5 protein-coding genes are annotated in these 21,118 nt (G+C 56.8%); 2 read left to right on the top strand and 3 right to left on the bottom strand.

All coding sequences use genetic code 11. The features are described from left to right. Positions 1-155: 155 nt before the first annotated feature. From CHB83_RS08445 to CHB83_RS08435, 3 genes are all read right to left on the bottom strand, one after another. Entirely contained in the window at positions 156-1,118 is a 963-nt protein-coding gene (locus CHB83_RS08445) for an NAD(P)/FAD-dependent oxidoreductase (RefSeq protein ID WP_089332296.1), read from the bottom strand. Between the two features lie 192 nt (positions 1,119-1,310). After that, on the bottom strand, positions 1,311-9,869 hold the full coding sequence (locus CHB83_RS08440) for an Ig-like domain-containing protein (RefSeq protein WP_089332295.1): 8,559 nt from the start codon (positions 9,867-9,869) through the stop codon (positions 1,311-1,313). A gap of 297 nt (positions 9,870-10,166) precedes the next feature. Continuing rightward, positions 10,167-12,914: a 4-alpha-glucanotransferase gene (locus CHB83_RS08435; protein ID WP_089332294.1), complete on the bottom strand. Its 2,748-nt coding sequence runs from the start codon at positions 12,912-12,914 to the stop codon at positions 10,167-10,169. A gap of 315 nt (positions 12,915-13,229) precedes the next feature. On the opposite strand from CHB83_RS08435, the gene CHB83_RS08430 reads away from it, so the two are divergent. Together CHB83_RS08430 and tamL are read left to right on the top strand one after the other, a co-directional pair. Next, entirely contained in the window at positions 13,230-18,617 is a 5,388-nt protein-coding gene (locus tag CHB83_RS08430) for a translocation/assembly module TamB domain-containing protein (RefSeq protein ID WP_179225488.1), read from the top strand. A gap of 43 nt (positions 18,618-18,660) precedes the next feature. Beyond that, the gene (gene tamL / locus CHB83_RS08425) at positions 18,661-21,087 is read left to right on the top strand and encodes a translocation and assembly module lipoprotein TamL (protein ID WP_143437053.1); all 2,427 of its coding nucleotides are present in this window, start codon (positions 18,661-18,663) and stop codon (positions 21,085-21,087) included. The last annotated feature ends 31 nt before the right edge of the window (positions 21,088-21,118 follow it).

The following is a 21,118-nucleotide window of genomic DNA, read 5'->3' as shown; positions in this document are numbered from 1 at the left end:
GGGACGGATATGGGCAATGTACAGTGGGTAAGATACACAGGTTCTGAGCGAAGGCAACTGCCAGCAGAGAAGTTCCCAGCGTCCAACCCACCCGTGCTTATTGCTGTCACTACGTTTTCAGCCGCCCTTCATTTGCGAAGTTCTTGGGGCGGAGGTTAGCGGGGACACTCTTCGCGCGTCAGGGTTTCGTTGATGCAAATAGCTGCCTGACTACCCTTGGCCGCGGCTAGCAGCGCCTGCTGCGTACCGGGCGTGATGTCACCGGCGGCGTACACTCCCGGCACGGAAGATTGCTGGTCTTTGTCGATGACGATAGCGCCCTTTTCAGTAAAGCGGCAGCCTAGCTGCTCGGCCAGTGGGCTGCGCTGGTGCTGGTGCGCGTGAATGAATACTGCCTGGCGCGCCAGTTTCTCCCCCGACTTGAAAACTAGGTGTTGCAAGTCGCCCTCTTGCGTGCCCTCCAAGCACATCATTTCATCTTCCTTAAGCGCAATACCCTGCCGGCGCAACCGCCGCCGGGCATTGGGTGAGAGGCCGCCCCAACCATCGGTACACACAATCACGTCGCTGCTCCAGCGGCTCACAAGTAGTGCCAGACCCGTTACGCTTTTGTGGCGGCCATACACGGCCAGAGGCTTGTTGCGCACCTCCCAACCGTGGCAGTAGGGGCAGTGCAGCACGCCGCGCCCCCACAAGTCGCGCATACCGTCCAAGGGTGGTAGTTCATCATCGACGCCGGTAGCTAGCAGTACCTTGCGGGTGGTGTAGGTAGTGGTGTGGCCGGTAGAGCCTTCCAAAGTCAGGCGGAAGTACCGCTTGAAAACTTCGATGTTGGTGACCCGAGCCTCGCGCACCTCCACTGACTTGTAGGGGGCCAGTTGCTCCCGCCCCAGCCGAATGAGTTCCTCGGGATGAGTGCCGTCGCGCGTGAGAAAGCCCTGGACTGCTGGCGAAGGGCGGTTGCGCGGGGCTCCACCGTCGCAAACCAACACTGGCCGCAGGCAGCGGCCGAGCACAAGGGCAGCACTCAGGCCCGCGCTACCAGCGCCAACAATCATGACATCATAATCGGTAGCAGGCTGGGCAGGAACACGGTGACGGGTCGTAGCGGCTGGCATAGTAAGACAGGTTTGTAATTGGTAGCTATACCGCTAAATGCAAACCTGGGTTGACTTGCCCGGCCCTCCGGAAAACAAAAAAGCTCCCCGCAACGGGGAGCTTTTTTGTGTGGTCAGCCAGTACGCTGGCGCTACTGTATTTAGTAGTGTCTGTGCTGGCCCCTACCGGTGCAGGTAAGAACCAGCGAAAGACTACTCTTTCAGCAGACGCAGCGCTTTGCTGAAACCGGTACCGCTTACCTGTACCAAGTAAGTGCCAGCAGGCAATTGCTCTACAATCAGAGTAGGCGTGGTGCCTGCCTCATATTGAGCTTGCTTCACCAAACGGCCAGCAGCATCTACAATGCGCACCTGGTAGCTACCCTGGGGCAGGCTGCTCAGGTCGAGCGTGGTTGTAGTAGCAGCAGGGTTCGGGTAGAGGCTGATAGCTGGTGCGATGTCGGCAAAGCGCACGGCTTGTACTTGGCTGTGAACGGTGGTGCCATCCGTGTCTACTTGGCGCAGACGGTAGTACGCCGTCCGGCCTTTTGCCGCAGCCGCCGCGCCCGTATCCGTGAGGCGGTAGTCGGTTGCCTGGGTGGTCGTACCCTTGCCTTTGACCTGCCCAACAGCCGAGAAGCTTGTTCCATCGAAGCTGCGCTCTACCACGAAGTAGTCGTTGTTCAGCTCCTGCGCAGTGCGCCACGTGAGAAGAGCCGTAGCACCTTGCGCTTGAGCAGCGAAGCTCACCAATTGCACGGGCAGCGGCGCCCCACCAATTGGGATAGTTACGTTTTGCGTGGTAACGCCGCCGTTGGCATCCGTAGTGGTAACGCTAACCGTGTAGGAACCACCTTTGAGCAACAGACGGTTCGACACGAAGAACTGACCAGTGGTCGGGTTCAGGTCGATACCTACTGCGTTGAGTGCCGTTTTATCGGCCGACGAAATCACGGCGTTGGTACCGGTAGTTGCCAACCCGTTGCTGGCGCCGGTGGCCAGAAGGCCCGTGTTAGAATCATATACAACGCCGTTGCTCGTGTAGCGGGCAGCGTTGATATCTGTCACGTATGCCAGCACGTAGTTGTTCTGGTAAGCAGTGTTACCTCCTTTGGTAGGAGTGTACGCGTACAGGGAGTTGTTGTCCTGGCCCACCGGAATGGTGTAGATGGCCGTGTTGGAAACAGCACCACGGATGTCGGTAGCGTAGTAGTTCAGGAAAGCATTGCCGACAAAGCCCACTGCGGGGTCGAAACGTAACGTGTTGATCTGGTTCGGATCCAGTCGCACGGTGCTGCCGGGCGTAACGGCGGTAGTGCCCACAAACAGGGTACCGATTTTGTTATCAGCAGGAGCTGTAACAAAGTAGTACTGAATGTTATTATCTACATCCGTGGCAACGAGAGGCGAGATGAGTAGTGCGCTAGCCGTGTTGCCTTCGGGCGTTTGCAGGGCATTGACCACGTTGTAGGCTACCGGAGCTGTATTGGCATTGGTGGTGATGGTAGCCGAGTTTGAGGTAGCTGCCGTGTTGATGTCAATCTGCGACTCAACGTTAGCCGTAACCTGTACGGCCGTAGCCGTAGCAGGCGTCGTGAACGACACATAGTTTGTTACCGCACCAGCAGCACCAGGAGCGACAGACGCAATGGTGGGGAAGGTAATCACTGTGTTGCCATTGACAACAGCCGTAGTGCTACCAGCAGGGAAGGTGAGGTTGGCGGGGGTTCCCGGCACCGTCACTTTCTGTACTACATTGGTGGCCGGCGATACTGCTGTGGTGTTGTTTGAGGTTACTATTTCGTAGATCACCTTAGAGCCTGGCTGCGCAGTAGCTGGGCCAGCAATGCTGATTTGGGCATCGGCTTGGGGCGATACAGTCACCGTCGCCAGAGCCGTGTTGTTCGCAAGAGCACCGTCAGTAGTAGCCGAGTAGATGCTGGCTACAGCCAATACCGGACCCGTAGCAGGCGCATTGAACGATACGGAATAGGTGCCAGTCAGGGAAGCATCACTAGCCAAGGAGCCCACAGTCTGGAAGGTAACTACCCCCGTGGTAGCGTTGTAGTTGGCATTGCGCACAACACCCGCATCGGTTACAGTTACGTTCGTCAGACCAGGCATCAAAGCAATCTGCGGCACCACCGTGGTAGCCGTGCCCGTACCCTGGTTACTAAACGTAGCAGTCAGCGTAACATTGGCGCCGGCATTTACCGTGGTAGTAGCTGGCGTGATGCCTGCGGCCAAATTGGCGGTAGTAGCCGTAGCAGCGGCCGCCGTAGTTGCTACGCTAGCGTAGTTATTGGCCGGGTTCGTATCCGTGCTGGTACTGGTTACCTGGGCTACAGCCGAAAGCTGGGCCACGTCGGGCATGGTTACCACCACTTCATTGGCGATGCTAGCCCCACTAGCCAGCGCCGATACGATTGCGAAGGTCACTACGCCCGTTGTGGAGTTGTAGGAACCCGTAGAGGCACCGGCGGGGAACGTTACGGTAAGACCAGCAGGCAGTTGCAGGGTGGGTGCTACCCCGGTAGCTACCGCAGCCCCGTTGTTCGTGGTCGACACTACATACAGTGCAGGGTTGCCAACAGTAGCCGTAGCTGGCCCAGTTACGCTAACGGCTACATCAGCGGTGGGCGTGATTACCGTGGCTACTGCCGCCGTATTGTTAGCAATGTTGGTTTCGCTTGTTCCCGTGGTAACTGCAGCCGTAATGTTCAAGCTAGCTGCACTAGCCGGGGCCACAAAGGAAATAGTGTTGGTTTGGTTAAAACCAGCTGGTAATGCATCAGCAAAGGAGATGGTTAGCACGCCCGTTGTAGCATCGTATCGTGTACCGGCGCTGAGCGAGTTGAACTGTACGTTTGTCAAGCCAGCTGGCAGCTGCACCGTTTGCACCACGTTGGTAGCGGCAGCCGGACCGTTACTAGCCGTCATGACGGTGTACGTCAGCGTCTGACCGGGCAAACCTACTGCCGGACCAGCCAGCGTGGTAGCAACGTCTACTCGGGGCGTTACCTCAATCTTGGTTTGGGCCAAGTTATCAGCAGACACAGCATCGGAGGTAGTCGTGGTCACGGTAGCCGTTGCCAACACAAACCCTTGTTGCGGAGCGGCAAACGTAACGGTGTAGGTCTGAGTGCCAGCCGAGGCCAATGGGCTCGTTAGGGCAGGGAAGGTGAGCACCCCGGTAGTGGCGTTGTAGTTGCCACCGCCCTGGTTGCTGAAGGACAGTCCCGTGGGTAGCGTTACCGTTTGCTGCACGCCCGCTGCTGCCACCGGACCAGCATTATTGGCTGTGATGGTCAGCGTAATGTTATTACCCGGATCCACGTTGGCAGCCGACGAAGAGATGGTCGTGTACACGTTGGTTTCGGTACCCGTGCGCGCAGTCGACGCAACGGTGGGACGCGTACCAGCACCATTCAGCTGGGCCGTGTTGTTGTTTGTACCTACCGTTGGAGAGTTGAGGTCGCCAGCATTCGTGTTAGTCAGACCCGATGTTACGATGGCTACTGGGGCAGCGAAGCTGGAACTAGGAGCCGTGAAGCTGATCGTGTTCACCTGCGACTGACCAGCGGCTAGTACCCCAATGGCAGGGAACGAAATTACCGTGATGTCTTGGGTGCTGTTGTAAGCTATAGTGCCGCCATTGGAGGCGAAGATGCCCGCGCCCATCAAGTTACCCGGCAAGGATACTGTCTGCACTACGTTTACGGCCGGCGACACCGAGTTGGCGTTGGCGGGAGTGGTAGTGCCGCTCAGGTTGCTAGTTACTACGGTGTACGTTACCTCGTTGCCAGCCGTAACGGTAGTTGGGCCACTGATGGCCGTCGTCACATCAAAGCGTGGCGCAATATCTACCGTCGAAACTGCCGTGTTGTTGGTCGTAACGGTTTCTGCACCGCCAGCGCCGCTAATGGTCGCCGTTACGGTAAGGGGGCTAGTTACAGGAGCCGGGAAGGCCAAGGCCGTAGAAACCGAACCGCCATTGGCCGCTAGGTTACCAATTGGCAGGCTTAGTAGGCCCGAGTTTTGGTTGTAGGTAGCACCGCCCGTGAAGGTGATAACGCCATTGCTGAGCGTACCCGTGTTACCTCCTACCGTGAAACCAGTAGTAGCGAGGTTAGCAGGCAACTGTACCGTTTCTACTACGTTCGTAGCAGCTACGGTTCCTGGGTTCCTGGAAACCACCGTGTAGTTAACGGTAGCACCAGCGTTGGTTGTAGCGGTGGGCGCAGCAGAGAAGCTGGTAGCCAGATCGAAGGTGGTGCCAGTTACCGTTACTGAGAAGTATGCCGTGTTGGAGGCAATATCCGACGTATTGTTTACCGTGTAGGGCACCGTGGCTACGCCCGTGAAGCCCGCAGCTGGCACGAAGGTCACCTGGCCGTCGTTGGAGAATGTGAACGTGCCGCCAGTTACAGTTACCGGGGTGGTGCTACCGGCCGCTAATCCATTGAGAGCTACCGTAGCCGGGTTGATGTTGTTCTGGTCGTTGGTAGTAACTCTGAAGGTAACGGCGGTGCCAGGCGTAGTCGTAGCAAAGTCGTTGTTGGCAATTGGGGCCGAGTATACGGGAGCGTTACCCGAGAATTCGGAGGTACCCTGGTTGCCATTTGCTGCTGCAATCTGTGTAGCCGTAGCCGTCAGCAGCGGCGTGCCAGTGGTAAGGGCATTCCGCTGGGCAGCGGTCAGTGATGCGAGCGGAACAGCATAGGAGAAGCGGTTCTGACCCGACTCGGTGCCTTGGTAGAAACCGTTTACGGTAGCGTTGTTCAGGCCATAAGAGCCCGTAGTGGCGTCTGCGTCATTCAGCGTAGTGCTCGTGTTACCCGTGGCTCCCTCCGTACGCGAGAACAAGTAAGTACCTCCCTGACCAAAGTTGGTGTTGCCCGTGCCAGCAGATGTTCCTACGCTAGCAATAAAGAATTCCAGCGTAGCGCCAGGGCGCGCGAAGCCGTTGACATACAACACCCCGTTGCGAACGGTAGATGACGTAATTACCGGCATGTTGGTCAACCCGTTAGCACCCGTATCCGCGTCACCGTTATCGTTTAGTGTCACGTTTGAAGTAGTACCTAGCAAGCCGTTGTAAGTGTTAGGCTCAGAGTTCGTGTCAGCAGTGCTGAGCAGGTCTATACCCAGACGCGTGTTTCCGGAGGTCGAGTTTTCCTTGATTACCACGTTCGACGCGGTGCCTATCACCAGTACCCCCGAGCCGTTGTTGTTCGTCAGTACGTTGTTGGCGATGGTTGTGAGGTTAGTAGCCCCGTATACACGCAAGCCCGAACCCTCTGCGCCTGTATTGTTGACAACGGCCTGACCGTTGTTGCTGATGGTATTCCCAGTAATGGTGTTACCGCCAATGGCATTGCCAAAGGAGTCGATACCGTGCCCTAGCGTTTCGGTAATCAAGTTGTTTGAAACCGTGTTGCCCGTGCTATTGCCCTGTAGCTCCAACCCATCGAAAACGTACCCTTCTGCGGTAGTACCGCTGACGAACGCTCCGCGAATGATCGTTTCCCGGGCATTGCCCCGAATTTCGTTGCCAGTGATAAGGTTATTATTAGCGCCGTTTGTGCCATTGGCCAGCACCCAAATGCCCATACCACCGTTGTAGCCGATGAGGTTGTTCTGAACAGTGCCATTATCGGAGCCGTTTAGATCAATGCCTTCATTCACCGTGCGGATATTGGCACCTGGGTCGGTGAAGCTAGTAGCTGACGTACCGAGCACGTTTTGCTCAATCACAAAGCCAGTGATGTCAGTATTTACCTGAATGTTATCATCGAAACCGTACGCACTGATACGCCGAATGGTCGTATTGTTGGCGCCCACTGTAAGACCATCGAAGGTGCGGTTGCCAACCAACTGCACTTCCGGGCCATTGAGTTGACCTAGCATAGTTGCGGCCGTACCCACAGTACCACCGGTGCCCAGCGTTGTATTGTTGGTGTTGCCAATGTTCGTCGTCTGCGTCGAGCCGTCGATAACCGTGTTGGCGTCCGCAATCGTCGGCAGCGCTGTTGCCAGGGTAATAGACGCTACCCCATTCGTCAGGCCAGAAGTCAAGCCAGTACGAATGCCTGGATCTGCACCACCATCCGGAATCATAAAGATGGATACTTCCTTACCAGCCGTTTGGCCTACCTGAGCTAAGCCAGCATTTGTCAGGGCATTGCTATTCAGAACAAACTGACGCAACGAGCCTTGCCCAGCATCATTGGTATTCGTAACAACGTCGAAATTGAAACCAAAATCAACGCCGGTAGATCCTGCGGCCGGTACCGTGAAGCGGCTGATAGATTGTGGCGTGAGGGTACCTGTCGTCAGGGCACTCAAGGTCTGACTGGTGGTGTTAGCACCAGCATCTTGCTTTTCAGGGGCTTCTCCTCCTACGCGGTCTGTAGCTCCGTTAGCAAAGGTCTGAACTGGCAATAGGCCAGCCACACTACCTGGCCGTACGGACGTGACGGTTGAGTTCACCACACGAACTGTATATGCCGCAGTAGAAGCAACGCTGAATGAATAGGCACCGTTGGCATCCGTGGTAGTAGCCAAATAGAAGTTGCCATTGGCATCATATAGCTCTACCCGCGCACCCGCCCGGCGAATTGCTCCGCTAGTAAAGCCTGTGGCAGACGTATTAGCAGTTGAGTATGCACGGCCCGCACCACCACCATAGTTCACATCCTCAAACACAACACCGCTGAGGGTCGTTGGCGTAGCAACCGGAATTACATAGGTCGCGTTGGTTTGTGCCGTGCGGCCTACGTTGTCAGTTACTGTGTAAGTGAAGGACGCATTTCCAACGAAACCCGCAGTTGGGGTGTACGTCAGCAAATTCAACTGATTGGCGGGAATGGCTTGCCCAGCTACTACTGCTGTACCGTTGAATGATAGGGTTCCCGAGTTCGGCAGCGTAACGATGTTGTAGTAAGCAAGTGTGCCGTTACCATCAGCGTCAGTACCCAAAAGGTTGGACGAAAGCACAGTTGCGGCTGCCGTATTTGGCAGCGTTACGTTGGTAACATTGCTGACAGTAGGCGCATTGTCTGCTGAAGCAGGACCTGCGCACAAAGCTGCTGTAGGTACTACCTGCCGCACCAAACCGGCAGCAGCGCTTGCGTATTCCCATTTCAGTGTATTGCCACCACCGTTTTCGGCGTACAGAATTAAGATATCGTGCAGGCCAGCGCTGAGAGTTACCGTTCCTGAAACCTCCACCAAGCTATGGTCGTTGCCGTTGTTGATGAGGGTATTGTCAGCGTTTGGCGCCGGAGCTATGGCGTTACCGTCTATCCACATATATGAGCCGTCGTCCGAGCTCAAGTAGAACGTGTAGCTACCAGCTACAGCAATGTTGAGACTCCCTCGGTAGCGGGCACTGAACGTGTTTGGGTCGGCCGTGGTGTTGGAGGCTGGCGGAACAATGTTGCCGAATCCGCTACCGCTGAAATCCAGCAGGGGGTCGATGCGACGTACAGAGGGAGTGCGCTGGAAAAAAGTAATAGCCGTGGCTACGTAGTTATTCCCTGGGTTGTAAAACACACCAGGGTAATATTCAGCAGTCAGACCGTTGGAAGTCGTTGTGTTGGTAAGGTACGACGGTTGGCAGCTCGGTACGCTCTGCACAGTCGTAACGTTGGCATTAGCCGCCGAACCGTTGTTGTTAGTGGGCGTTGCATCAAATGTGATGGACGTGCTAGCTGCTTTACCAGTTACACTACCCGAGTTAGGCATCGTGAAAGTAACAGCATTAGTCGCATTAGCACCAGATGCCAAAGTGGTAGCAGCAAACGTAACTACCCCCGAGGTAGCGTCGTAAGTTGCGCCAGCAGGTAGGGTTACGTTGGCAGCCGCTAGGCCCGGGTTGAGTTGCAGCGTAGGCCGGATGTCTGTGGCAACATCTACCCCCGTATTCGTGGTAGTGGCCGTGTATATCACTCGATTGCCGGCTGCTGCGGCTGTCGGGCCGCTAACGGTTGTTGTTACATCAGCTTGAGCGCACCAGCTAAAGCCCGTGAAAATAATTACCTGAGAGCCGGGGTCAGCTTGGGTTGTTTGTCCGTTTTTATACGTTACAACGACCTTGGTTACTGCTTCTGGAAACGTGATGGTGGTTGTGCCATCAATGGATTGGTTATTGCCAGTACCAGTAATAATATTATTCCCACTGTATGTGTTTGTACTGTTGGCATTTAAGGTAATATCAGCAGCACTCAGGGTGATGATAGAGTTATCCGCTCGGTAGCCGTCCACTTGAACTACGTCAGTCCAGCCGCTATTGCTTGCAGTGCCTGCGACCCGGTCAATGTCGTTGATACTAAAGGAAAACCCAGTAACAGCGCGGTTTAAGCTGAATGTAGTAGTTACATAGTTTGGTGTGGTGGCAACTGGAGTAGTACCATTGGCACTATAGTTCACAGTCCAAGCTAACGACCTAGTCCCTAAATCATCCGTTGTAGCCAGAGTTGACTGTGCCTGATCTACGTTCGACAGGTAGCTAGAGGTAATAGTCGTACCCTCAGTGGTAAGCGTACGGCTGACTTTCCAGTCCTCCCCTAAAGTACGTCCTGTAAAATCGGCCGTGTTTATGTCTTGACACGTTCTGGCAGCTACGCGGTTGGCTGTTTGCCGAACAGTTTGCCGGTCAGCCGATGAACCGACAAGATCCCGTGTTGGCGTGTTCTGGGCTTTAGCACCAGTTATTCCCAACGGCACCAGACCCGCCAGCCACACTGTGAGTCGTAAGAGTGTTTTCATATGGTGAATGAGGTATGTGACGTATTGACTGTAAACGGAAGGGGGTTTTTACACCTCAAAGCTATTTCCACCTTATAAATGCGGGGTTCGTTTTCGGTAAACCGAGCTCTAGCCTCGCTAAAGGCTCGTATTTCCGGGTGTAAAGGACTTGTGTTATTCTTCTATTCCCAGGATAATCCCGCGATTCAACGAACTACGAAATGTACCAACCCTCTGGATTTGATACAGTACAAAAGCACAGAAAGCCCCGCTATAAGCGGGGCTTTCTGTGCTTTTGTACTAGGTAAGCTACTTGCTTTAATATGTCTTGGCGCGCCCACTCGTAGCCACCAACTGGCCTACTTCCTCGTTAAAGCCTTGCGCACTGCACAGGTCTTCCAGATTGAGGTGCAGGCGATACTTCCAGAAGTGGGTGGGGTTGGCAGGCACGTTGATTTGCTCAGCAAACGGATCCTGCCGGCGCAGTTGTCCGTCCATTGCCAGCAGGTCTTGCAGGGGGAAGATGGCCCACATAGCGGGAGAATACAGGTGCTGCACCGTAATCTCACGCGCTACCCACGGCTCGCAGTACTGCGGAGCTTGCTCGCCGTAATGGCCCAAGGTATTCTCGAAGAAGCGTTGGGTTTGCTCCCGGTCTTCCTCCCACCAACCGCGCACGGTGCTCATATCGTGGGAGCCAGGGCTTACTACGGAGAGGTAGGGCGCCGTACCGGGGTGGCCAAACTCGGTGGCGGGGTCGGAAGGCATGCGCTGAATGTTGAGGCCTAGAATACCAAGCGCCTTCATAACTCCGGGTACTGAGGCGGGCACCATACCTAAGTCTTCCCCGCAGATTAGCATGTCGGTGGCGTAGCGTACGGGCGGCAGCTTCACCAGGCCCTGCTGGCGCCAGAACTCCTCATGCCGACGGTAGAAAAAGTCCACGTACAGATCCTGCAGACGGCCGCGAGTGTGCTCGTCCAACTCCTGGAACGACTGGCTTAACGGCAGCGTGATACGGGGGTGATAGAAGTCGGGCTGCTGATCATCGGGCACGAACAGCACTTCGTTTACTAGCTTATACAGGCCGGTACGCAACCAACGGTAGTGGTCGACATTGCTGGGGTCCTGCGCAATTTTTTCCTCGAAGACGCGCTCAATCTGGCGCTGGGTGCGCACAAAGTCCTTGAGGCGAATAGCGCCGTGCCAGTCTGCATCCTCCATGAACTCGTCGAACACCGGCTGCGCTTGGCCGTGGAAAATGCGTTGCAGCATGTGCCAGCGGATGTAAGGCTCTACTAAGCGGCCATAATCAAACCAGCCAATACGCTGCTCAATTTCATGCTGGTGCAGAGGTAGAGCAGGCGAGAAGTGCCCGAGCAATCCTTCCACGGAATGGCCTGGAATTTCCCAGATGCGGAAGAAGCCTAAGATGTGGTCGATGCGCAGGGCATCGAAGTAGCGCGCTAGGGTGCCCATGCGCTGCTTCCACCACGCGTAGCCATCTTCGGCCATACGCTCCCAGTTATAGGTAGGGAAGCGCCAGTTCTGGCCCGTTACTGAGAAGTCGTCGGGGGGGGCACCGGCTTGCTGGTGCATGTGGTACAGCTCGGGCTGGGTCCAGGCATCTACGGAGTGACGGTAGATACCAATGGGTAAGTCGCCTTTCACTACTACGCCGTGCTGACGGGCGTAGTTTACTGCTTCACGCAGCTGCTTATCGAGGTGGAACTGGGTGAAGAAGTGCACGCCAAACTCATCGAAGCCTGGGCCGTCTTCACGCGTAAGCTCGGCTACCTGCGCTGGCGTGCGGAACTCCTCGGGCCACTGGCTGAAGTCGGCCGTGCCAAACCGGTCGCGCAGGGCCGAGAAGGCGGCATACGGAGCCAGCCAAGAGGCCTGCTCCGCCCGGAACGCTTGAAACTCGGGGTCGGCCAGGAACTTCGCTTTCTCCTGCTGGTACAGCAGCTTCACGAACTTCCACTTCGCATTCATCACCGGCTCATAGTCTACGAAGTCCTTGGCGTTGAACTCTTCGCGGAGCTGCTCTATTTCCTGACGCGCAGCCGAATCTTGCAATGGCGCAATGGCATCGAGACTCAGGTACTGCGGGTGCAGGGCAAACACCGAAATAGCTGCGTAGGGGTAGCTGTCTACCCACGTGTGCGTGGCTACTGTGTCATTGATAGGCAGCACTTGCACCAGCTTCAGGCCGGTGGCTACCGCCCAGTCTACTAGCAGCTTGAGGTCAGGAAACTCGCCCACGCCCAAGCCATTGCGGCTGCGCAGAGCAAACACGGGCAGGGCTACCCCCGCACCACGCCAAGGGCCGGTAGGATAGGCAAACCGGTCATCGGCCTTCACGCGTAGCAGGGGCTGCTGGCCACCCAGCGGGTAGATGAATCGGTCGTCGCCGGCTTCCAGGTACAGAATCTTCTGCTCCCGCGGCTCCCATATACCATATTTATATTGAGCTGTTTGCTCTGGGTGAGCCAGGGCTACCTCCGCTACCCAGGTAGGGTAGTCAGCGTCAGACAGCACCAAGGCCTTCGTGGCATCCCAGGCGCCCAGGGCCGGATCGGAGCCGAGCACGCAAATCTGGTGGTCGGAGTCTACGCGCGGGGCCGAGAGCTGAAAGCGCACCACAGAACTACCCACGGGAGCGGCCGATGGGGTAGCAGGCGCAGGGGCCGCCGCGGGCCGCCGCATCAGGGCGCGGGTAAACGCGGCCGTGTGCAGCTCGTTTTCGGGTTCGGCGGGGGCACGCCAGAAATCTTCCAGCACAATGCGCTCATACTGGCCGGGCGCGTAAGCCACGCTCCGGTTGGGGCCCCACTCCCAGTGCTTACCGCCGTCCTGGTCGTCTAGCAGAATGTACTTATAGTCTACTGTGCCAGCTTGGTCTTCGGGGAGGTCAATCTCCTGGCTCCAGATGCCATACTCAGGTTGATAATGGAGGCTGAGCGCTTGATCGAGATTCCACTGGCCCAGGCTGGGGAGAGAACCACACACAACAAGGCGCTGGCCCCAGGCAGTGCGAAAGGGCAGAGTAAAACGAAGGGTCATTGGGGGGTTACTTCGGGGATTGGGGCGGAAAGATACTAGGATAGGTTGGCAGGGTAGATACCGGGCAATAAAATCCTTCCGTAGGCGTACAATCTCTTATCCGCGAAGTGCAACCCATCGGCCTTTTGTCGTGCTTGGTGGATAAGGCTGCCCAGTTGGTAGATCTTTTAGCCCTTTTCATCTGCCCCACTACGCACACTGAGCCAACCTACAGGCCAGTTTTCCCGTTGGTTGAGGCAGAAATCTTCCCTTTGTTGCGCTATCAGTACTTTGACACCTGCCGTCCGCCGTATTCTCTATGCCCTACTTGGGCTATTGTTGTTAATCGTCCTGCTTGTGGGTGGGGTGGTGCTGTTTCTGCAGTTTCCGGCAGGCCAGGATTTCGTAGCCCGCAAAGCCGAAAGTTATCTACGGGATAAGCTTAAGACTGATGTACGAATCGCCAAATTTCGTACAGACTTTAAGCACGGCATCAGCCTAGATGGCGTCTACATTGAAGACCAGCAAGGTGATACCCTACTGTCTGTGGGGCACTTGGGCGTAGACCTCGACATTTGGGCCCTTACCAAGTCGCAGATCAACTTACAGAGCTTGGAGCTCAATGATGGCCGCCTCGCCATTTCGCGCACCGAGCCCGACAGCATATCGAATTACGACTTCATTGTACATGCTTTTGATACTGGCGACACAACCACTGTAGCCACTACCCCTGCCGACACAACAGGCTCGGGCTTTACGTACAACATCGGCGACCTGCGCCTGACTAACATCCTGCTTACATATAACGACCAAGTGGACGGCATGAACGTGCGCACGCGGGTAGGCGAGCTGGCTGTCAACATGGACGAGGTAGACGTGGATGGCTCTACGTACCGGGTAGATCAGGCGGCGTTGCGCAACACGGGCATCAACATTGTGCAAACCAAGGTACCGCCAGATACTCCCGAGGACACGGCGGCTCTGAAGCTGGAGTTTGGCTTGAACCGGGCCTTACTCAACAACGTCAGCCTCACGTACAAAAACGACCCATCGGCCCAGTTTATCAGCACTCGTATTGGGGAAGCCGACGTAACGGCCGATAACATTGACTTGGTTAACAGCCGGGTGGCCCTGAACACCTTGAAACTGCGCAATACCAGCATTGCCTACGCTCAAAACGAGGAAGTGCCGGTAGAGCAACGCGTAGTAAACCCCGCCGAGGCGGTGCGCGACCTAAACGCCTCCGTGGAAAATGCCACCGGCCAGGAAGCCAGTTGGGTAGTGACGTTGAAGCAGTCGGACATCAACGGTGTAGACGTAGCCTTCGACAACTTCAACGAGCCCCGGCAGAAAACCAAAATCCGGGGCATGGACTATAACCACCTGAAGTTCAACAACCTGATTTTAAACACTGAGAATCTGCGCTATTCGGCCGACAGCACAACTGGCCGAATTACTCAGCTAGCAGGTCAGGAACAGAGTGGGTTTGCCATTACGCGCGCCGCAGCTAGCCTGCACTACGATGACCACCGCATTCAGCTCAACGACCTAGACCTAGTGACGCCGCACAGCCACCTGAAGCGGCGCATTGGCATTGGCTACAAAGACCTGGCGGGCATTGCCGACGACCTGCCCAATCTAAAGCTGAACGGCGACTTGCGCGAAGCCCGCCTGGGCTTCCGCGACGTGCTGTACATCACCCCTACTCTTATTGATACACCGCCTTTCAGCAGTGGCCCCAACCAGTCCTTCCTGATTACAGGCTTGGTAACCGGACGCTTGGGCGACTTGCGCGTGCAGAACCTCGACTTTGTAGGCTTCCGCAATACCATTGTGCGCGGTGGGGGCCGCATTCAGGGCCTACCCAACACCGACGACCGACTGGTGCTCGACTTGAACTTGGGCTACGTACGCACCACGGAGGCGGACATGCGCAGCCTGTTGCCCGCCGGTACCTTACCAGAGCTAGCCATCAACCCCAACGCCCCCATGACCATGAGCGGGCAAGTGAAGGGGCGCATCAGCAACCTAGCCCTGCAAAATATCAACTTCCAGGGCCTCACAGGTACCCGCATTCGTACTAGTGGCCGCCTCCAAGGATTGCCGAACACGGACCGCCGCCTCTACGCCGACTTCAACATTCAGGAGTTCACGTCTACTGCTGCCGATATCAAGGGTGTGCTACCGGCCGGCACCCTCCCGGCTGGCTACAGCCTCCCCCCTCGCCTGTCCGTGACGGGTACCTTCCGGGGCCGCCCCACCGCGCTGGTCTTCGATACCGACTTGCGCGCTACCACCACCTACGGCAACCTAGCCGCCAAAGTGAATGTAGGCGAAGGGCCTGCTGGGCAGGAGCCCGTACGTGCTACGTTCAGCACCCAAGCCCTTGACGTGGGCAAATTTATGGGCGACCCGACTATTGGAAAAGTGACGGCTAATGGCACGCTGACCGGCCGGGGTGGCCTTGACCCCAACTTGCTCCGCGGCACCCTCACGGCCAACGTACAGCAGGCTACTTATAACAACTACACCTACCGCGGTATCAAAGCCAATGTGGACATCGACCGGAACCGCTACGTAGTGAATGCCAGCAGCAAAGACGACCCCAACCTTAACCTAGATTTGCTGGCTACCATTGACTTGCGCAACGCCGCCAACCCGAGCTACACCGTGGACCGTCTTAACCTGCGCGGGGCCAACCTAACGGCCCTGGGCTTCTATACCGGCGGCGACTTACGCGTGCAAGGCGACCTCACGGCTAACCTTAGCGGCTCCGACCTGAACTCCTTGAACGGCACGTTTGGCGGCAGCCGCATTGTTATCGTCAATAATAACCAGCCCTTCGCCCTCGACTCGGTGAGTGGGCGTATTGTGCAGCGCACGGGCCGCACGGAGGTAGACTTCGCTTCCAGCGTGGCCGACCTAACCTTGCGCGGTAATACTCGGCTCGGTGATATTGCGACGGAGCTGCAGCGCCACATTGATCGGTACTTCGATTTGCCTGGCGTGCAATACCGGCCTAGCAACGAGTACCGGCAGTTCAACTTCGTGGCCAACCTAAAACAGCCGCGCCTGCTGCAACAACTGGTACCCGACCTGAAGCAGCTTACTCCCTTCAAGCTGACGGGCTCTTACGACAGCCGCGCTGCCGACCTGCGCCTGAACACTCGCGTGGGACGCATTGTATACATGGGCTACGCCCTGGACTCCTTGAAGCTGGCTGTGCAGTCTGACCCACAGAAGCTGGACTACGCGTTAGGGCTACGTCAGATCAGCCAAGACACCACGTTGCGCCTGCCTAACCCTACCCTCTCGGGTAGCATTGCCAACAACCAGGTAGGCACCCACCTGCGCATTGCCGAAAACGACAGCACCACCATGCTCGACTTGGCCGGTGCGCTGCAAGTAATCAACCAAGGAGCGGCTTACGCCTTCAGCTTCGACCCCAAGCTGGTGCTCAACGACCAACAGTGGAGCGTGCAGCCCAACAACCGGCTACAGTACACCATGAATACTGGGGCCATCCGGGCTGAAAACGTGCGTCTGAGCCAGGGCAATCAGCTTATTGAGCTGCAAACCCTAGCCGGCGCCGACTACCCCCTGCAAGCCCGTCTTTCCAACCTCGACCTGAACACCTTGGCCAAGGCCGGCGGCCTCCAAGATTCGCTAGTGGGAGGCACACTCAACGGGCTGGCCGTGGTAAGAGCTATTGGACAGCCGCGCATGGCCTTCACCGCCGACGCTACCCTAGGCAGCTTTGCCTACAATAAGTCGGTAATCGGCGACCTGCGCCTGCAGGCTACCAACCCGAGCACCGATCGGTACAATGTGAATGCCACCCTCACCGGGGGGCCAAATAATAACAACGTACAAGTAACCGGCAACTACTTTACTAGTGGCGCCTTGGATATGCAAGCCAACATTCAGCGCTTCAACCTGAATACGGCCGAGCCATTCTCCGCAGGGCAACTGCAGCAAACCAGCGGCTACCTCACGGGTCAGCTTGCCATACGGGGTACTACCAGCGCACCGCAAATTCGGGGCACCGTGACTACCAACGAGGCGGGCTTTACGCTCACGCAACTGGGTGCGCCATTTACCTTGCCGAATGAGAGCTTGGTGTTTGATGAGCGGGGCATCAAGTTCGATGACTTCACCATCCTGGACTCCCTGCGCAACGAAGCGGTCGTAAACGGCTACGTGCTCACCCGAGACTACGTGACGGACTACCGCTTCCAGCTGCGGGCCGTAACGGAGAACTTTATTGCGGTGCAGAGCACCCAGCGCGAAAACCCCTTGTTCTGGGGTAAGCTCATCGTAGACTCCGACACCCGCATTAGTGGCGACCTAAACTTGCCCCGCGTGCGCACAACGGCTAGCGTTGATGATGGCTCTAACTTGTTTCTGGCCGTGCCCAATGACGAAGCCGACAAGGTGAGCAGCGACGGTATTGTTGAGTTCGTGGACAAGAGCGCCCCGCTCGATACGATGCTGACCCGCCAGCTGGCCATTGATTCGGCGCGTACGGCCGCGGGCTTCGATATTGCCGCTACCATTACCGTCACCGATGAAACACCCTTCACCATCATCATTGATGAAGCTTCCGGCGACAACCTAAAGGTGCGGGCCAACGGTACGCTCAGCACGGCCATCGACCCGGTGGGTAGCATCACGCTCAGTGGCCGCCTCGACGTGACCAGCGGCAGCTACCACATGTCGCTCTACGACCTCACGGAGCGCGACTTTACCATTGCCAAGGGCAGCAACATCGTATGGTCGGGCGACCCATACAACGCCCAGGCCAACGTATCGGCTATCTACAGTGTGCGAGCGGCTCCTTCCGAGTTGTTGTCGGGCCAGGGCCTGAGCGACGAGACGCTGAAATCAACGGCTCGCAACCAGCTACCCTTCAATGTATTCCTGAACGTGACGGGTGAATTGCTAAAGCCAGTCATCAGCTTTGATATTCGTCTGCCTGAGGATTCGCGCACAGAATTGCGCACCCAAATTGAAAACCGCCTCGCCCAACTGCGCCAGCCCAGCCAGACTGATGCGCTCAACAAGCAGGTGTTCTCCCTGCTGGTGCTCAACCGCTTCTTGGCCGATAACCCCTTCGATAGCAGCAGTGGTAGCATTGTGGCCGACCAACTGCGCGGTAGTGCCAGTCAGGTACTCACTCAGCAGCTCAACAACCTCACGGGCAGCTACCTCTCCAACCTAGGGGTAGAGCTAGGCGTGAACTCTCAGGCCGACTACTCATCTGGCTCGGAGAAAACCCGTACCGACCTGAACGTGGCCGTGCGCCGCCAGCTGTTCAACGACCGGGTGACGGTGCGCCTGGGTACCGACGTGCCCCTGGCCGGCGGCAACCAAGCCTCGAATGGTCAGCAGAGCGTGAGTAGCTTTGCCGGCGACGTGAGCGTGGAATACGATGTGCTCGCCAACGGCCGCCTACGCCTGCGCGCTTACCGCAATAACGCCTACGGCGACATCGACGGGCAGTATGTGCGCAACGGGGCATCCCTGATTTTCCAGCGCGACTACCAGAACCTGGCCGACCTGTTTAAGGGTATCGACAAGGACGTAAAGCAAGCCAATAAGGAAACCCGTAAGCGCCAAAAGCAGGAAGACAAGGCCGCTAAAGACTCGGTGCAAACCGTAGCCACCGACCCTCGCCGTGATTCGTCGCGGGTGGCGCCCCGCCGCACGACCACCAGCCGCTAACCGCTTTCCTAAGCCCTCGATATTTACCTGATACTTGCCACCTGTGCTTTCATTCCGAACTGCTTTTTCCTCGCTCTCCACTACTCCGTTCCGCTCCCACCGAGTGGCCGGCGCCCTACTGCTTGGGCTGCTAGCTAGCTGTAGTGGCACTAAGTTTATCCCGGAGGGCTCCAAGCTCTACACGGGCAGCACCGTAAAGCTAGTGTCGAACACCAAGGAGAAGCTGCCCAACGAAGCAACGGTACAGGCAGACCTGGAAGCCGTAATTACGCCCAAACCCAACAGCTCCATCCTGGGGTTGCGGCCCAAGCTCTATTTCTGGCACATGGGCGAAGGCAAGACCAAGGGCTTGGGGCACTGGCTAGCCGACAAGTACGGCGAAGAGCCTGTGCTCTTGAGCGCGGTAGACACTAGCCGGGTGCAGGGCCTGATGGTGAACCGCCTCAACAACGACGGCTACTTTCAGCCGGTAGTGCACAGCAAAGTAGTGGTGAAGGACCGCACAGCTTCCGTAGATTACACGGCCCGCGTAAACCGGCCCTACACCATCAAGGAAATTCACTTCCCAGAACGCGATACCCTACTAGACCGCGACATTCGCTCAACCCAGGCGGGCACCCTGCTCAAAGAAGGCGACATCTACAATCTGCAAACCTTCGTGAATGAGCGCACGCGCATTGATGCGGCCCTTAAAAACAAAGGCTACTACTACTTCGCACCCGATTACCTGCTATTTCAAGTAGATAGCACCCTCAATAATCAGGTGAACGTGTACCTGAAAGTGAAGGCTAGTATTCCGAAGCGGGCTGCCCAGCCCTACGTGCTTAACCGGGTGACGCTGAATACGGACTACACCCTCAACGACACGACCCTGAACAAGACGCCTGTGATGTTCCGGGGCTACCGCTACTACCCAGACGAATCGATGTTTAAGGCCAAGGCCATAACCAATGCCGTGTTCCTGTACCCCGACAGCCTCTACCGACGCCGCCGCAGCGACCAAACCCTGAGCCGCCTCATGAGCCTGGGCACGTTCCGGTACGTAGACATGCAGTTCCGCCCCGCTCGCAACGTCCCCGACTCGGCAGAATATGGGCACCTGAACGCCATTGTGCGCATGACGCAGGTACCCAAGAAGTCTATTCGGGCGGAGCTGCAAATGAACACCTCCAACATCTTCACCGGCCCGGCCTTTGTGGTACAATACCGCAACCGGTCGGCGCTGCGCGGAGCCGAGCAGTTGCTTGTTAATGCCAACGCTTCCTTTGAAACGGGTAAGGGTGCCCTGTCCGGCGTTACATCTACCCAGTATGGCCTCGATGCCCAACTGCTGGTGCCGCGCCTGATTACGCCCCCTTTCAACATCCGGCTGGTCAACTCCGACTTCCAGCCCCGCACCTTCTTTGAGGCGGGCTATAAGCTGGTTTCGCGCACACAGTATTTCCGGGAGGACATTTTCAACCTGGGCTATGGCTACACCTGGAAAACCAAGATTACCAACGAGCAACGCTTCCAGCCTATCGACTTGCAGTACCTGCGCCTCAGCAACACGCAGGATGTTTTCGAGCAACTTCTGCAAGAGCGCCCCTTCCTGCGTCAGAGCTTCCGCCAGCAGTTTATTCTGGGTAGCGGCTATACTTACACCTACAACCAGCAGGTACTAGAGCAGCGCCGCAACCAAATCTATTTCAGCGGCGGCTTACAGCTTTCCGGCAACCTGGCCTACCTACTGCAAAACTTAAGCGGGGTCAGCAAAACCACCAACGATGACGGCACCCGGGCATACAGCCTCTTCGGGCAGCAGTACTCGCAGTACACGCAAGTAAACCTGGAATTCCGTAATTACTACCGGACTTCCTCCAACCCTACCAGCGGCAACAAGATTGCTACCCGCCTGCTGATTGGGGCGGGCGTACCCTACCTGAATTCCAGCACCATGCCCTACCTGAAGCAGTACGGCATTGGCGGCCCCAACAGCGTACGGGCCTTCAACGCCCGCGGCATTGGGCCAGGCACCTACCGCCCTACCGATGCGCAGAATGAGTCGAACAGTGGCTTTTACGACCAGGTTGGTGACATTCGGATAGAAGCCAACGCAGAATACCGCCAAGACTTGTTCCCGTATGTGAAAGGCGCCCTATTTGTGGATGCTGGCAACGTGTGGCTAGTGAATGGCGACCCAAGCCGCCCCACGTACGACGAAAACGGCAACCCCGATGGGGAGAACGGTCAGTTCAAGTTCAATACCTTTCTGAAGCAGTTGGCCATCGGGGCGGGGGCGGGTATCCGCATCGACGTGCAGTTCTTCGTGATTCGTCTGGATGCGGCCTATCCGCTGGTGTACCCCTACAAGAACAGCACCTTTACGGTACCCAGCACCACTGTTCCGGGACAACTCGACAACATCCGTGCAAACGAAACCGGCTACAAAGCCATCAAGCTGAATATCGGTATTGGCTACCCCTTCTAAGGCCGATGTAGCTATACGGTAGCACCACAAA

This window comes from Hymenobacter mucosus, assembly GCF_900188255.1.
Taxonomy (GTDB): Bacteria; Bacteroidota; Bacteroidia; order Cytophagales; family Hymenobacteraceae; genus Hymenobacter; species Hymenobacter mucosus.
Note: the sequence above shows the minus strand (reverse complement) of the source record. Positions and strands in the feature narration are given on the sequence as shown.

Coding starts and splice junctions, on each gene's coding strand:
- CHB83_RS08445 (WP_089332296.1), bottom strand. CDS start 1,118: ATGCCAGCCGCTACGACCCGTCACCGTGTTCCTGCCCAGCCTGCTACC.
- CHB83_RS08440 (WP_089332295.1), bottom strand. CDS start 9,869: ATGAAAACACTCTTACGACTCACAGTGTGGCTGGCGGGTCTGGTGCCG.
- CHB83_RS08435 (WP_089332294.1), bottom strand. CDS start 12,914: ATGACCCTTCGTTTTACTCTGCCCTTTCGCACTGCCTGGGGCCAGCGC.